General features: G+C 50.1%; 8 protein-coding genes. 7 read left to right on the plus strand and 1 reads right to left on the minus strand.

Going from position 1 to position 16736, the window contains the following annotated elements:
• Window positions 1-47: 47 nt before the first annotated feature.
• Together ACN0UN_RS04180 and ACN0UN_RS04185 are read left to right on the plus strand one after the other, a co-directional pair.
• A complete protein-coding gene (locus ACN0UN_RS04180) occupies window positions 48-4043 on the plus strand; it encodes a S8 family serine peptidase (RefSeq protein ID WP_417658855.1) in 3996 nt (1331 codons plus the stop codon).
• Between the two features lie 8 nt (window positions 4044-4051).
• On the plus strand, window positions 4052-4525 hold the full coding sequence (locus tag ACN0UN_RS04185) for a hypothetical protein (protein WP_417658856.1): 474 nt from the start codon (window positions 4052-4054) through the stop codon (window positions 4523-4525).
• A gap of 3 nt (window positions 4526-4528) precedes the next feature.
• Here the strand turns inward: ACN0UN_RS04185 and ACN0UN_RS04190 are convergent, their stop codons facing one another.
• A complete protein-coding gene (locus ACN0UN_RS04190) occupies window positions 4529-7975 on the minus strand; it encodes a PAS-domain containing protein (RefSeq protein WP_417658857.1) in 3447 nt (1148 codons plus the stop codon).
• A gap of 317 nt (window positions 7976-8292) precedes the next feature.
• Between ACN0UN_RS04190 and ACN0UN_RS04195 the strand changes: the two genes are divergently transcribed.
• The 5 genes from ACN0UN_RS04195 to ACN0UN_RS04215 all read left to right on the plus strand — a co-directional run.
• Entirely contained in the window at window positions 8293-11265 is a 2973-nt protein-coding gene (locus ACN0UN_RS04195) for a TonB-dependent receptor (protein ID WP_417658858.1), read from the plus strand.
• A gap of 74 nt (window positions 11266-11339) precedes the next feature.
• Window positions 11340-12794, plus strand: a complete 1455-nt coding sequence (locus ACN0UN_RS04200; protein WP_417658859.1) for a tetratricopeptide repeat-containing sulfotransferase family protein — start codon at window positions 11340-11342, stop codon at window positions 12792-12794.
• A gap of 78 nt (window positions 12795-12872) precedes the next feature.
• On the plus strand, window positions 12873-13139 hold the full coding sequence (locus ACN0UN_RS04205) for a DUF4212 domain-containing protein (protein WP_092856100.1): 267 nt from the start codon (window positions 12873-12875) through the stop codon (window positions 13137-13139).
• Between the two features lie 11 nt (window positions 13140-13150).
• A complete protein-coding gene (locus ACN0UN_RS04210; protein ID WP_417658860.1) occupies window positions 13151-14863 on the plus strand; it encodes a sodium:solute symporter family protein in 1713 nt (570 codons plus the stop codon).
• Between the two features lie 124 nt (window positions 14864-14987).
• A partial coding sequence (locus tag ACN0UN_RS04215; protein WP_417658861.1) for a DUF294 nucleotidyltransferase-like domain-containing protein occupies window positions 14988-16736 on the plus strand: 1749 nt, incomplete at its 3' end.

Raw genomic sequence — 16736 nt, forward strand, 5'->3', positions numbered from 1 at the left:
ACGGCGATAGAATGCTTTATCGCCGTTTTTTTATTAAAGGATGTACCATGACGTATCCAACTGTCGCAGCAGCCAGCCGTATTGCGCTTGCCATAGCTGCGAGTTTTACGCTGATTCCTGCCGCGAATGCCCAACAAGTAGTTGGCGAACAAACCAACCCATCTGATATTCAAATCACCGTGCATGAACGCACCGTGAAAGCGCCGCAGCGCAAAGTGCAGCAACCGGTTAGTGATATGCGCGCCGTGCGCAACAGCAACGTGCAGCGTTATTTAATTCAATTACAAGAACCCAGTGTCGCGACCTACAAAGGCGGCATTGGTGATTACGTTGCTAACTCAGCCAAAGTGACTGGGCAAGAGCGTATGAGCATGAAGTCAGCGCCTGTGCGCGACTACGCGAGTTTTGTGGGTAAACGTCAGCAACAGGTTATGGCGAGCATTCAAGACCGCGTGCCGGAAGCGGCACTCAAAGGTCAGTTAAATCTTACTTTGAACGCGGTCATTGTTGAGTATGCAGGCGACGATTTGCCGCAACGCTTACAAGGTGTGGCGGGCATCAAATCAGTGCATGCCGACCGCGAAGTGTATGTGCAAACGGACACCTCCAATGCCTTGATTGAAGCGCCTGCGGTATGGCAACAACTGGGCGGCCAAGCCAGTGCTGGCGCTGGGGTGAATATTGCCATTATTGATACCGGCATTGACCCGGAACACCCGATGTTTCAAGACGCGGGGCACACGGTACCCGACGTTGGGGTTACCGATGACTATTGTGCGACCGAGCCAACGTTTTGTAATGATAAGTTGGCCGTGGCGCGTTACTTCGTGCCAGCCGGCGCCGACCTTCACCCCGACGAATACGTTGACTCGCCAGCTGACCTTGATGGCCACGGCACCCACGTAGCGGGAACTGCCGCAGGCAACCCACTGAGCACCACCTTCAATGGCGTGGCTGTGAATTTCTCTGGCGTAGCGCCGGGGGCTAATATTTTCGCGTACAAAGCCTTGTGGGTGAATGCCGATGGCACCACCACCGGCTCGTCAATTAGCTTAGCGCAAGCGTTAGAAGCGGCGGCTAATGACGGCGCGGATGTGATTAACAACTCATGGGGTAGCTTGGACAATGGCTTAGCCCCATATGAAGCCGATATTGTGCGCGCCATTGACGAAATGGGCATTGTGAATATTGCTGCTGCTGGCAATGACGGCCCGGAAGAAAGCTCGATGGGCTGCCCAGCATGTATTGATGAAATGTTTGCGGTGGCGAACACTCAGACTGGCCGTGAATTCGCTACCTTTATGGAACACAGCGATTATACCGATGCGTTTTATGTGACCGTAGGTAGTGGCAACTTCACCATTTCCAGCGCAATTAGCGGGTCATTTTTAACGGCAAAACAAGAAGCGCCAACCAATGAGCTTGCGTGCAATGCGTTCAGTGCAGGTACGTTTACGGACGCCATTGTTTTGGTGCAGCGCGGCACCTGTACCTTTGAAGAAAAAGCCAACAATTTACAGGCCGCTGGCGCGAAAGCCATGGTGTTGTATAACAATGAAGCCGGTTTTTTAAGCATGGATTTGGCGGCGGCAACCTTGCCGAGTGTGTCCATTGGTGAGGCCATTGGTAATCAGTTGCAACAAGGCTGGTCAGCTGGCGAGCAGGCCACGATTAATGCGCCGGAGCGCATTATCAGTGAGGATTTGCGTGATCGGCTCAGCGCCAGCAGTTCGCGCGGTCCGAATCGTGACAGCACGCTATTGAAGCCGGAAATTGCGGCACCAGGTAGCAACATTCTTTCAGCTTACCCAGGGCAAAGCATTGCCTTGTTAAGTGGTACATCTATGGCAAGCCCGCACGTGGCGGGTGCGGCTGCACTGTTGCGTGCATTGAACCCAAGCTGGACGCATGATCAAATCAAGTCGGCATTAATGACATCAGCGGAAGTTAACATTCGCCAGGATGACAATGACAATTTAGCCACACCGCACCAAATTGGTGCAGGGCGTGTTGATGTCGCGGCTGCAGCGGATACCGGCATTACCTTTAGTCGCGCTTCGTTAAATGACAATGCCTGCATCGGTACCTGTACGTTTGAGCGCACGGTCACCAATGTCAGCAACAGTTCGCGTACCTGGCAACTGAGCATGAGCTTTGATGATGCCAACATGACAGCCAACTTTCCGAGTTCGCTGACGTTGGCGGCTAACGAAAGTAAAGTACTGAGCGTAACGATTAATACTGCGTTCGCGGCTGAAGGTTGGCAGTATGGTCGCCTGACGCTATCTGACAGTAGCGGCACTTTTGTTGATGCGAAACTGCCGGTGGCCGTTTATACCTCGCTTTCGGACAACACCAGTATTATTTCCGGTGCTGTGGCGTCGGGTGACGTTGTTGTTGGCGAACCCATGCAGTTGCAATTGCGCGGCGCACTTGGTTTTACCGGCAACCCAACTGACTTCAGTGTGGCCTTGCCAACCGATGCGGCGTTCGCGGTAGATTACGATGCCATCGCTTTAACCTTAACGCGCAGTGACCAGCTAAGCTACAGTGCCAATCAAGACACTGGCATGTTGCTGTGGCAGGGCAATCAAAACGATGTGCCGGATACGGTTTCGGTAACCGACGCGCCGGGCTTTGCCTTTGCTGGCATGAGTTTAGACGATGTGGCCACCAGCAAAGATATTACTATCAGTAGTGTTTGCGCCGAAGGCTGTGATGACTTGGTAGCTGAAATTGAATTAGAAGGCGATGGCGCATTCTGGCAATTTGACGGCGCCGATCGCCGCGTGTTTTCCATGTGGAGCAACGGCTTGGTTGAAATGGGGCCGAGCCGTGCATTGCTTACCGCAAACGCTGCGGCACTGCCGGATGAAGCGGAGCCAAATGGCGTGATTGCGCCGCTGTGGACCGACTTTGAGTTTGTAAACGGCGACGGCGAAATGCGTTACGCGCTGGTGACTGAAGGCGCAGATACTTTCTTGGTGCTGGAATGGTTGCGGGCACGAAGCTGGGTGGCACCCGGTGAAGTGGACGACGGTTCGCGTTATACCTTCAATGTGTGGTTCCGCCTGAATAGTAACGAAGCTTTCTTTAATTACGTGGATGTTAGTGACGGCGGTGGCCCTGTTTATGCAACTGCGGTTGGCTTGGAAAACATGCGCGGCACCGTGGGTGAAACGTACTATTACTCAGACACTGCAACTGGGGTATACCCAGCCAACGGGCAGGCACTTGCGGCCAGTTTTACATACGGTGAACGGGCTTCGGTGGTATTTGATGTGCCCGCAACCGTGCAAGACTTTGGTGCGTTGAGCAACGTGAGTGTGCCAGGGAGCACGGGCCGCGCAACGACCGTTGACTTTACTGAACAAACTGAGCAATTGGGCCGCGATTTTGTGGTGTTGATGCAGGTTAGCAGTATTGAGAACGGCGTGGGCGTGGCATACGATGCCCAGTTGCCGATTTTGGCTGCACCGCAGGGCGCCTTGTCAGGCACTGTGGTGAGTGCACCGAGCAATGGTACCGCCAGTTTTGACGGATTAACGGCAAGCTATACCCCTGATGATGGCTGGAGTGGCACGGATACCTTTACCGTGCAGTTGGTGGACGCTGCGGGGGCAACGTCAGCCACGGCAACCGTGACGGTTGAAGTAACGAACGCACCGCCTGAAGTTTCGGTGTCGTCACCGGGTTCTGTCAATTCAGGTGAAACGGTTCGTTTAGATGCTTCGGCAAGCAGTGATGCAGATGGCGACGACTTGAGCTATCAATGGCGTGTGGTAAGCGGCGCTGGGGTGAGTTTATCGGGCGCAACCACTGCTGTTGCAACCTTTACCGCACCGCAAGTGACCACCAATACCACCGTGCAAGTTGAAGTGACGGTGAGTGACGGTGTTACCACCAGCTCACAAACGGTGTCTGTGACCGTAACGCCTGCCCCGGAAAAGAGCTCCGGCGGGACGTTGCAGTGGTTTATGTTGATGTTGGCGTTGCCATTAATTGGCCTACGTCGCCTTGCTTATTTTCATAAAAAACAATGAGGTGTTGTATGGTTAAGGGACTAAGTACTATTGCTTTGTTGGTGCTGCTTGGCGGTTGTGTGGACGCTGAGCGCGTTGACGAGACGCAAGCGGACAATGGTGCGCAAAACGGTTCGCAAAATGGTGCGACGGTTGCCGAACAAGCAATGGAACCGGCAGCAGCGGCAATGCGCAATGCGCGGATTGCGGCGTTGGATAACCAAATTCGCACCATGGTTAGTATTCCACGGGCCGATTCTCTGGAACAGTGCAAGCTGGCGGAAGTCGGCAAACGTGCGTGTGGTGGGCCGGAATATTATATTGCGTATTCCACTCAGGTAACCGATGAGCAGGTTTTGCAAAAACTGATCACGGAATACACGCAGCTACGCGTGGAGCACATTCAGGCAACGCAAGAAATGAGTACCTGTGAAGTGATTCCGCGCCCGCAATTAACCATTGAAAACGGCATTTGTCGGGCAACGACTTTGAGTAAAATGTAACGGCTATTGACGTTCCAGATATTTGAGTAAGGATTTAAGCGCGGCGGGCTTAACCGGCTTGGCTAAAAAGTGTAGGTTACGCTCGCGCGCCTGTTTTCGCACGGTGTCGTCGCGCATGGCGGTAACTAACGCACCGGACAAGGTTTCACCCCAATACTCCCGCAACGAAGCAGCAAGGCTTAGGCCGTCGTGGTCATCATCACCAAGTTGATAGTCCAGCAAAATGCCGTCTGGCCGATCATGGGTGCTGGCATACTCCAATGCTGTCGCGCTGCTGGTGAACGTTTCAACTGTACATCCCCATTTTTCCAGTAACGCCCGCAACGCACTGAGGTTCTCTTGATCGTCGTCCACGCACACCATCACCAAACCTTGGTGCAAGTCGGCGGTACTTGGCTGTTCGGGCTTGTCGTATACTTGTGCCGGGCTGCCAAGGGGCACTTTTACCGAGAAACAGCTGCCTGAGCCTTCCACAGTTTTTAAACGCAATTCACAGTGCAGTTGTTCGCTCATGCGTTTGGCCACGCTTAAGCCCAGCCCAACGCCTTCAGCGCGCGTATTGGAGCCGCGGTAAAACGCATCAAATACCCGATGGCGCTGTTGTGAGGTAATACCAGGGCCAGTGTCCCACACCGCAATCAGTAAATGCTCACCGCGACGGCGCACGCCAAGTAAAACTTTCCCGTTGTCACGGTTATATTTAACGGCATTTGACAGAAAGTTTTGAATGATACGCCGTAAATAGGTTGGGTCGGTGTATACGACACTGTCGTGTAAACGTGTTTTTAAGCGAATACCGCGTTGCTCAGCAAGCACGCTGTATTCGTGAATCAGTGGCTCGATAATGGTACTTAAGCGCACATGACGGAAGTTGGGCTGCAACGCACCTTGGTCCATTTTAGCAATTTGTAGCAGGGTACTGAGCAAGTGCTCGGTGGAGGCCAAGGCCGTATCGAGCTTGCTGGTTAGCTGTAAATTGTTGGGGTTAAGGTTGGTTTCATCCATAGCGGACAAATACAGCCGCGCAGCATTGAGCGGTTGCAAAATGTCATGACTGGCCAGTGCCAGAAATCGCGTTTTTGAGGCGTTGGCTTCTTCGGCTTCTTGCTTGGCCTTTTTCAGCTCAACTTCAACTTTGCGACGGCGCTCAATTTCTTCGGTCAGCTCGTTGTTAATCTCGCGGATTTTTTTCTGGCGCACATTAATGCGTTGTTCCAGGTCGATGTTGGATTCTTCCAATGCTTGCTGGGTTTCCACGTGCTCGGTAATGTCGGTAAACGAGGTTACAAAGCCGCCGTTGGGAAGCGGGTTACCCACCATTTCAATTACCCGGCCATCGCCACGGCGCCGAATAAAACGGTGGGGTGAGCCCAATTGCATGTGCTTCAGGCGTTTCGCCACCAGCGCATCAATTTCGCCAGGGCCGCATTCGCCGCGTTCGGCGTTGTAGCGAATTAATGTGGCTATGGGTTGGCCGGGTTTGACCATCCCTTCGGGATAATTAAACAGGTCTAAATAGCGTTTATTCCATGCCACCAGACGTAATTCAGCGTCAACCACCGAGATGCCTTGCGCTAAGTTTTCCAGTGAGCTGAACAATATCGATTGCTGCGTTTGCAGGGCTTGGGTGGTGTCATCAAAAAAGTGGACCACTTCTTCAAGGTGTAAGCGACGGTCGCGCAAGGCAGCTTCGACTAAGGACCGTGCCGTTGCGGCACCTAATACGCCGGTAAGCACGCGCTCTACGTAGTCGATAAATTCCCGTGATGCGACATCTTCTTTGTTGGTGTGGCTGGTATCGTCGCCTTGCGATTCAGCAAAGTAGTCAATAAGTTGCGCGGTGCGCTGTTCGCCAACGAAGGTTTGCAAGAGCAACATCATATCGCCGTTGGTGGCTTGATGGTGGCGGCCAACGCTGTGCTCTTTTACGGTTGAGCGCGGTTTCACAAAGGCGGTGGCCTGAATGCGGTCAATTAAGCGCGGCTGTGCCAATAATGAAAAAGCAATATAGAAGGCGGTGTTCACGGCCATACTGATCACCGTGCCTTGGGTAATAATGCTGGTGTCGTTCATGTTGTGGGGCAGGTACATGGGCACGGCCACGGCGAATAACCAGGCGATTAAACCGGTTCCCAAGCCGACATACACGCCGCGGGCATGGCCACGGCGCCAGTACAGGCCACCGAGCACGGCTGGGAGTAGCTGCAATACCACCGAAAACGCCAATAGGCCGATACTGACCAAGCCAGTACCCGCAGCCCAGAAGTAATAACACAGGTAGCTGAGCAGCAAAATGGTGGCAATGGCGACACGGCGTATCAGGAGCAGCCGTTTCTGGAAGTCAGCCGGGAAGCGCGTTTGGCGCTGCAAAATGAGCGGCATGATCACGTCGTTGGTGACCATGGTACTGAGTGTCACTGAGGCAATAATGACCATGGCCGTTGCTGCGGAAAAGCCGCCGATAAAGATAAACACCGCCAGCCAGGTTTGGTCATGCAGTAGCGGTAGTCTTAGCGCGTAGGTGTCGCCGTCGAACCCATTGCCGAAAAATAGTCCACCGCTTAGGGCGATGGGCACAATAGCTACGGCCACTAACACTAAATAGAGCGGGAAGCCCCAGCGTGCCGTTTTGAGGTGGCTGACATTCACGTTATCTACCACTGCAACGTGAAATTGCCGCGGTAAACACAAAATAACACCGGCGGCCATAAAGGTTTGCACAATAAATTCAAATTCTGAGAACGCTTCCCAGCTCCAGGCTTTGTCGGTGGGGTGAGTTACCTGTTGCCACATGCTGGTGGGCGAGGCGTCATTAAATAGTGAGTAGGCAAATATGGCTGCGGCTATCAGAGCAAGTAATTTCACGGCCGATTCAAAGGCAATGGCTAAGATCATGCCGTTGCGGTATTCGGTAACCTCAATATGACGGGTACCGAATAGCATGGCGAATACGGCCATGATACCCGCCGCAATCAGCTCGTTGATGGAAAACTGGGTGAGCGCCGAGGTGTTTTCGGTAAGCACAACAAAAGTGAGCCCGACGGCTTTCAATTGTAATGCAATGTAAGGAATTGTTGCGAGTGCGGCAATGAGCGTTACAAACAATGCTAAGCGCTGGCGTTTGCCGTAGCGGCTCGCAATAAAATCAGCAATTGAGGTGATGTTTTGTTGTTTCGATACACTGACAAGTTTTTCGAGTAGCGGCAGCGCAAACACAAATAGCAAAAATGGACCGAGCAAGATTGGGATATACGCCCAGCCATCGGTGGCTGCATTACCAACCGCACCATAATAAGTCCAACTGGTGCAATAAATAGCCAATGACATGCTGTAAATAATTGGTTTATAGCTGATTTTATTCGCCAGCGAGTTTGGCTTATCGCCCCAGTGGGCAACGGCAAACAGCAAAGCGATGTAGGCCAGCGAGGCAAGGATAAGGAGCAGGGTCATTGGGTCGATACTGTTCACGTGTGGCTGATAAGGTTAGTTAAACGGAAACTTGCTGGAACCGCAAGCGCGTTATTGGTTATTCGTTATTAGTTAATCGTTAACGAATAACCAATAACTATTAACGATTAACGTTATTTTAAAAATATGTTGTATATTTTTTCGACTCAGAACTTTTATTTAACGGATAATCTTGTTAAAACAGTACAAGTGTAACAATTGGTTACACTTCGAGATGACAGATGTGGCCTGTTAGCGTACTCGATCGATCCGCTACGCATCTGACAACAAAGAATAATAAATCCATGGAGAATGACAGTATGAAACGTACTTTTTTTAGAAGTACAGTTGCCGCTGCTGCGGTTGCAACTGCTTTAGGCGTTGCAGCTCCGACAATGGCACAAGATGCGTCTAAGGGTTACTTGCAAGGTCAATCCGTTGACCAATCTGGTAAAGTGGTTACAGATGTTTCTGTAACAATTACTAACCTTGAAACGGGCTTGACTCGTAGCGTGGAAACGAATGCGAACGGTAACTTCCGTTTCCCATTGTTGCCACCCGGCGCTTACTCACTTAAAGCCGAAAAGCCAGGTTACGGTACGGTTGCAGAAGACCGTGTTGACGTTGGTGTTGCTGGTGCAACAACCATTAACCTGACCTTGCCAACGACTGAGCAAATGGAAACGTTGACCGTTCGTGGTTCAAGCGTTTCTATGATTGACACTTCGTCATCAGAGTCGCAGTTGGTTGTTACGCAAGACTTCCTTGAGAAGGTTCCAGTCCCGCGTGACATCGCTTCAGTCGCGCTATTGGCGCCAGGCACAACCAAAGGTGATTCATCGTTTGGTAATTTGACCTCTTTTGGTGGTGCTTCGGTTGGTGAAAACGTTTACTACGTGAACGGTTTGAACGTAACCAACTTCCGTAACGGCTTGGGTGGTTCTGAACTGCCTTTCGAAATGTATGAAACTTTCGAAGTTAAAACCGGTGGTTATTCTGCGGAGTATGGTCGTTCAACGGGCGGTGTTGTTAACGTAACCACAAAATCAGGTTCTAACGAATTTGAAGCTGGCGCAAGCGTATATTGGGAGCCTGATGCACTTGCATCACAATCACCTGACGTTATTTTAACTGAGCAAGCACAAATCGATCGTAACGGTAGCCCGTATTACATCGTTAACAGTGAAAATAACAGCGAAGAAGCGAACGTCAACGTTTGGGCAAGTGGTGCTCTGATTGAAGACAAGCTGTTCTTCTTCGGTTTGGTGAATCAGAAAAACCGTACCAGTGATTTCGCAACCGCGTCACAGTATTACGACCGTGAGTCGAGCGACTTGCTGTATGCTGCGAAATTAGATTGGTACATCACACCTGATCATATTCTAGAATTTACCGGTTGGAACAACTCAAGCGATTTAGACTCAAGCAAGTATATGTACGAAGTTGAGTCGGATACGCGTGGTGATTTGTACGGTGACTACATTCTGGAACGTGGCGGTAAATCATACGCGTTGCAGTATACTGGTATTTTGTCTGACGACTTCACCATGAGTGTGCTTTATGGCGTGAACGAGGCAAGTTACTCGAACGTGAACGCATCGGGTGACACGGTGGCAATTTATGCGAGTGGCTACTCAGGTCAGTTTACCAACTTCGGCTTGGCAACACCTTCTGAGCAAAACGATAAACGTACTGCTTACCGTATCGACTTTGACTGGTACCTTTCGTTAGACCATACGTTACGTTTCGGTATCGACTATGAAGATTTGGAAGCGGATGAGAACACAGCGCGTGCTGGCGGTGTCGCATACACCTACTACGGTTGTGATCCTGCTGCTCTGCAAGAAGACCGTTTAGCGGGTTGTACTGAAGTTGACGAGAATATTTATCGCAACTCTGGTTCGTTCGAAACGAAATCAAACGCATTCTATATCCAGGATACTTGGACAATTACTCCAGATATCACGGCGCGTATTGGTTTGCGTAACGAAACGTTCGAAAACTACAACAAAGCCGGTGAGAAATTCGTTGACGTATCTGATCAGTGGGCACCACGTGTGGGTGTGAGCTGGGATGTATTCGGCGATGGCACCACCAAAGCCTTTGCCAACTATGGTCGTTATTTCTTACCTGTTGCAACGAATACCAACATTCGTTTAGCAGGTGATGAGTACTACGTAGTTAGCACCTATGAAGTTGCGTCAATCAACCCTGATAATACGCCAGTATATGGTGATTTAACGGGTCGCGCAGTATACGCTGACGGTACTTTGAAAGGTACGGCTGAAACGGTTAACGCTGATCTTGACCCAATGTATCAAGACGAGTTTATTCTTGGCTTCGAAACCATGGTTAGCGAAGATTGGTCAGTTGGCGTGAAAACCAGCTATCGTGAGTTGGGTAGTTCATTGGAAGACGTGGCAATTGATGCGGGCTTCAATGAGTACTTACTCGATGAGTTTGGTTCTGAATGTACAATGTGTGCGAGTGGTTTCCACTACTACGTACTCACCAACCCAGGTAACGATGTAACAATTACAACTGACCCTGATGGTGATGCGGGCCCACTTGAGTACGCTCAGTACACGGTTCCAGGTTCTTACCTTGGCTACCCAGAAGCCGTACGTAAGTATGCTTCAGTAGACTTCTCAGTGAAGCGTGCGTTTGACGGTGTTTGGATGTTAGATGCAAACTACACGTGGTCGCATAGCTGGGGTAACAACGAAGGTTTCGTTCGTTCTGATAACGGTCAGGATGATGCCGGTTTAACCACCAACTTTGACCAACCTGGATTGGTTGATGGCGCGTACGGTAATCTACCGAATGACCGTCGTCACATGGTTAAAATTCGCGGTGCTTACCAAGTTATCGAGAACTTAACCGTTGGTGCGAACTTCCGTTGGGAATCTGGTCGTCCAGTAAGTGCATTTGGCTTCCACCCAACTGATACCTATGCGTCTCTGTACGGTGCGGAATCGTTTGTTTATAACAACGAAATCACACCACGTGGCAGCTTTGGTCGTACTCCAAACAATTGGAGCCTCGATTTAACAGCGCGCTACGATATGCAGATTCAAGACACTGATGTAACTTTCCGTTTAGACGTGTTCAATGTGTTTGATAACGATCAGCACACTGAAGTAAACGAAGTTGCAGAACGTTTTGCTGGATACGAAGCTGTTGATTATGGTTATGGCATAATCGCACGCGGTCAACCAAATGAGTTTTATGGTTTACCAACTTCATTCCAAGCACCACGTTCAGTGCGCTTGAGTGCAGAAATTAAGTTTTAAGAAGTAACGACAAAGGCCGGAAACTGATAGGTTTCCGGCCTTTTATTTTTCGGCTCTATGAAGGAATAACACAAGTGGTTGAAACATACTCGCTTAATGACTTGCTGCTTGCAGTACGTCGCGGATCGCGTGCCGAGTCAGTAGCTATTTTGAATCATTTTATTGAAAACGAAGAGCCACTAGAAAGTGATTGGATAAAGTGTGCGGCGCTCGCATTACGTATTGGTGAAGTGAATAGCGCTAAGCAGGCAGCTGATTTGTATCGTGCTGTGATGCCAAAGACCTTACGTCATCTTATTAATTATTGCGGCGTTTACGCTGAAGCGGGTGACTTAAACCGCGTTTTAAAGCTTGTTGAGCCACAGATTAAGAAAGATATTAAAGACCCTAACTTATTTCATTTAGCAGGAACCGTTGCCGCGCAACTTGGGCATCTGGATCGTGCTAAAAACTATTTGATTCATGCGCTGAAGTTAGCGCCACAGTCTGGCATTACGTGGTTTACGCTAAGTAATATTGCTGACTTTAAAAAATACCCGGAGTTGCTCGAAAAGCTTGAACACGCATTCGCAACGATACCGGCCGCAGATGAAAAGAACCTGCAACAGTTTTATTACAGCCTAGGTAAAGCCTATGCTGATTTAGGGCGTTTTGAGGATTCGTACAACGCCTACACGCAAGGCGCAGCGATTATGCAACGTGCCAGCCGTTATTCCGTTGAAAACGACCAAGCTTTTATTGCTGACCTCATTGCCAACCATAGCGCTCAGGCGCTCGCACAGCTGCCACAAGCGAAAACTGGCCATAATAGGGCCGTGGCCCTGCTGGGGCTGCCTCGTAGCGGTACAACGCTGTTAGGGCAGATGCTGGCGAAGCATTCAAAAGTAAAAGGTGCGGCCGAGACCAATGCGATTGGCCACGCCAGTATGCATTTGCGCAATGAAAACTTCTCTGACTTTCCTGGTTTTATTGCACAACACGGCGACGCTCAGGGCGCTATTGACCATATTGCTGATGTGTATGCCCATGTGCTGAACCAGCAGTTCAGCGGTAACAATTTGGTAGTGGATAAAACCATTCAATTAAGCCGTCACTTTGGAATTTGGGCGCAGGCATTTCCGCAAGGGCGGGCTGTATATATTAAGCGCGCACCGGCCGATGTGGCGTGGTCGTGCTTTAAGAGTAACTTCCGCAGCCGTGCTGACTGGAGTTGGGATGCGTGTGATATTGCGGCCTACATGCAGCACGAAGAACAACTGATGAACCATTGGTTGGCGGTAATGGGCAATCGCATTCTAACGGTTAGCTATGAAGAGTTGTGCCATGAACCCGAGCGCGTGTTGCGTGACGTGTGTGCGCACATCGGGTTAGCGTATGAGCCGCACATGCTGCATTTTTACAAGGACAATGGGCCGGTGTTTACCTCAAGTGTGGGGCAGGTGCATGAGCCTATTCATCAAAAACGTATTGGGTTGGCGGCAAAGTACCCCGAGTTTTTAGCGGCGTACGACCAATGTCGTATTTCCTAGATAGCTATATCCCGACTAGATTGCATAAGTGAATAAATCACTAAAAACAAAACAACAACAGAACAATCTGGAGGGCGTATGGCTTTCAAAAGCGAAGAACTCGCAAAAGCCTATTGGCGCGATAATATCAGCCTGGTACTTAAGTTGCTGGCTGTGTGGTTTATCGTTTCATATGGTTTCGGCATTATCCTGGTGGACTGGCTTAATCAGTTTACTTTCTTCGGCTTTAAGTTGGGCTTTTGGTTTGCTCAGCAAGGCTCGATCATCACTTTTGTTATTCTAATTTTCGTGTATGTGAAACGCATGGCGGCCTTAGATAACAAATACGAAGTTCACGAAGAGTAAGGGGCCGAAACATGGATATTCAAACTCTCACGTTTATTATCGTCGGTGCCACCTTCGCGCTTTATATCGCGATTGCTATTTGGTCGCGTGCCGGCTCAACTTCTGACTTCTATGTTGCCAGCGGCGGTGTGCATCCGGTTATGAACGGTATGGCCACTGCAGCTGACTGGATGTCAGCGGCTTCGTTTATTTCGATGGCGGGTATCATTGCTTTCGCCGGTTATGACGGCAGTGTGTACTTGATGGGTTGGACCGGTGGTTATGTTCTATTAGCCCTGTGTTTGGCGCCATACCTGCGTAAGTTCGGTAAGTTTACGGTGCCAGATTTTATTGGTGACCGGTACTACTCGCAAACCGCACGTACTATCGCTGTTATTTGTGCCATCTTGATCTCCTTTACTTATATTGCAGGCCAGATGCGTGGTGTGGGCGTGGTATTCTCGCGCTTCTTAGAAGTTGATATTGCTACCGGCGTATTTATCGGTGCAGTTATCGTGTTCTTCTACACCGTATTGGGCGGCATGAAAGGTATTACCTACACCCAGGTTGCACAGTACTGCGTATTAGCCTTTGCCTACTTAGTACCAGCAATCTTTATCTCTTTCCAAATGACTGGCCACTTCCTGCCACAAACAGGTTTTGGTGCAACCATTGCCGAAGGGGTAGCGGGTGAGGGCACCTATTTGCTCGATAGGCTGGATGGCTTGTCGGCTGAATTAGGGCTGGCCGCATACACCGAGGGCATGCGTTCAAAAATTGACGTATTCGCAATTACCTGTGCATTGATGGTGGGTACTGCAGGTTTACCACACGTTATTGTTCGCTTCTTCACCGTACCGAAGGTGAGTGATGCACGCTTGTCTGCAGGTTGGGCATTGGTGTTCATTTCTGTGGTTTATTTAACTGCGCCATCAATTGCTGGTTTCGCAAAAGTTAACCTGATCAACACAGTAAACGGTCCTGATCTGCAAGGCGTTGAGTATGAAGCTGCGCCGGACTGGATTAAGAACTGGGAAAAAACGGGTTTGATTGCTTGGGAAGACAAGAACGACGACGGCAAAATGTTCTATTCAGGTGATGACCGCAACGAAATGACGGTTGACCGCGACATCATGGTATTAGCGAACCCTGAAATTGCTGACTTACCAGCTTGGGTTGTTGCACTTGTTGCTGCCGGTGGTGTTGCCGCTGCGCTGTCAACTTCGGCAGGCCTGCTGTTGGTTATCTCAACATCGGTTTCGCATGACTTACTGAAACGAACGTTAACCCCGAATATTACTGATAAGCAGGAGCTGATGTGGGCCCGTGTGGCCGCCGCAGTAGCCATTGCGCTGTCCACGTGGTTTGGTATTAATCCGCCCGGCTTCGTGGCGCAGGTGGTCGCCTTCGCGTTCGGCTTAGCCGCAGCGAGCTTCTTCCCTGCGATTATTCTGGGTATTTTCCACAAACGTATGAATAGCACAGGTGCTATTGCCGGTATGCTTGTGGGTATTGTGTTCACTTTGTCGTATATTATTTACTTCAAGTTTGTGAACCCAGCCGGAAATATTCCAGAAAACTGGTTATTCGGTATCTCGCCAGAAGGCATTGGTACTGTGGGTATGGTGCTGAACTTCGTCGTTTCTTATAGTGTTCATAAGATGACAGGCGATGCGCCGCAAGATACTCAGGACTTGGTTGAGTCAATACGTTACCCGCGCGGTGCGGGTGGTGCGACGCACTAAGATAAAAAAGCCCGGCGTTCGCCGGGCTTTTTAATTCAAAAGCGATATTAGCTATTGGATATTAGAGTCATCGGTTTCGGGTTTTGCTAATATCTAATATCCAATATCGCACTTGGGTTTCACAATGCAGCCGGAATTTACTGACGTACAACGCTTTTTACTCGACTGCCCGCCATTTGATGAGCTTGATAGTGAGCAACGTCAGTGGGTGGCGCAGCAAATTAAAGCCGCTTATGTAAACGAGCACAATGTCGATGCGCTGTTTAAGCAGCACAGCCCGGCACTTTATATTGTGCGCTCAGGCGGTTTTGATTTGCTGGCGCCGGACCAACATGTGATTGAGCGGCTGGAGTCCCATGATTTATTTGGGTATCCGTCGTTGTTGAGTGGTCGGCCGGTGGTGAACAAGCTCAAGGTTATTGAAGACGGTATTATCTATATTGTCAGCGCGGGTGCTTTTGATAAATTACGTCAAAACTCACGTGCATTTGAGCAATATTTTATTCGCGCGCATGGGCAACGCTTGCTGGGTGAAGTAACGCGCCCTTATTCGGCGGGAAGTACGGCGGGAAGTTCGGCAGCCAATGGCGATGCGCAGCGGACGCCCGATAGTGCGCGCACCGCAGCTTCCGATAAATCTCCTGGTTTTGATGCGCTGGAACTAACCATTGGTGAAGTGGTTTCGCGCAAGCCTGTCACTTTACCGATGTCGGCCACGATTCGTGAAGCCGCGCAACTGATGCGTGACCATAAAGTTTCCTCGGTGATGATTTTGGGTGCTGAGCCGGGGGCGCAATCGTCGTCCGCAAATCAAAAATTATTTGGCATTCTAACCGATCGTGATTTGCGTAATCGCGTCATTGCCGCTGGCTTAAGTTACGACATTCAAGTGAATGCAGCGATGACACAGGCACCTGCCACCGTGTACGGCCGGCAATCGTTGATGGATGCGCTAACATTAATGACGCAGCACAACATTCACCACTTACCCGTGCTTGATGACAACGACCAGCCCATTGGCATGATCACCAACACCGACTTAATGCGCCAACAACGCAGCGAGCCGGTGATGTTGATTAGCGCCATTAATAAAGTAGAAACACGCGAGCAATTGATTGAAGAAGCCAAGCACATACCTGCGTATATGCAAACCTTTGCAGCACGGGTGCATGACACCACCATGGTGGGGCGGTTATTGGCATCACTCACCGATAGCATGACCCGGCAACTGATTCGCTTGTATGAGCAAGAGCACGGTGTTGCGCCGGGTACGTATTGTTGGATAGCTTTCGGCTCACAAGGGCGCGAAGACCAAGTGCTCAGTTCGGACCAAGATAATGGCTTATTGCTGGGTAATGGGCTTAACGAGCAACAGCTGGACTGGTTCAAAGGTTTGGGTGAGTACGTGTGTCAGGGGTTGAATGAGTGCGGTATTCCGTTATGCCCAGGCGATATTATGGCCTCCAATGCCGATTGCCGTCGCACGCTGGATGGTTGGCTTGATCGGTTCCATACCTGGACGGAAAGCCCAACCCCAAAAGCACTGATGTATTGTCAGATATTTTTTGACTCGCGTATGGTGCACGGCAACAAACGTTTGTACCAGCGCTACCGTGAAGAAGTGGCAAAACTTGGGAAGAAAGACTTCTTTTTGGGTAATTTAGCGCGCTTGCAGGTGAGTGTGCAGGTGCCGCTGGGGTTATTTAATCGTTTTCGGGGTACCGAATCAGGCAAAGATAGCGATTTGATTAACATTAAGCGCTACGGCATTGCGTTGATTAACGACATTGTGCGTATTTATTCGTTACACGCGGGCTTGACTGTGCCGCAAACGCTTCAACGATTGGAACAGCTGCGTGGCAGTAATTTTTTG

The organism is Pseudidiomarina sp. (genome assembly GCF_048267825.1).
In the GTDB taxonomy this organism is placed as follows: domain Bacteria; phylum Pseudomonadota; class Gammaproteobacteria; order Enterobacterales; family Alteromonadaceae; genus Pseudidiomarina.

Excerpts from the sequence above, each read along its gene's own strand:
- ACN0UN_RS04180 (WP_417658855.1), top strand. The coding sequence starts at position 48 with ATGACGTATCCAACTGTCGCAGCAGCCAGCCGTATTGCGCTTGCCATA.
- ACN0UN_RS04195 (WP_417658858.1), top strand. The coding sequence starts at position 8,293 with ATGAAACGTACTTTTTTTAGAAGTACAGTTGCCGCTGCTGCGGTTGCA.
- ACN0UN_RS04205 (WP_092856100.1), top strand. The coding sequence starts at position 12,873 with ATGGCTTTCAAAAGCGAAGAACTCGCAAAAGCCTATTGGCGCGATAAT.
- ACN0UN_RS04190 (WP_417658857.1), bottom strand. The coding sequence starts at position 7,975 with ATGACCCTGCTCCTTATCCTTGCCTCGCTGGCCTACATCGCTTTGCTG.
- ACN0UN_RS04185 (WP_417658856.1), top strand. The coding sequence starts at position 4,052 with ATGGTTAAGGGACTAAGTACTATTGCTTTGTTGGTGCTGCTTGGCGGT.
- ACN0UN_RS04210 (WP_417658860.1), top strand. The coding sequence starts at position 13,151 with ATGGATATTCAAACTCTCACGTTTATTATCGTCGGTGCCACCTTCGCG.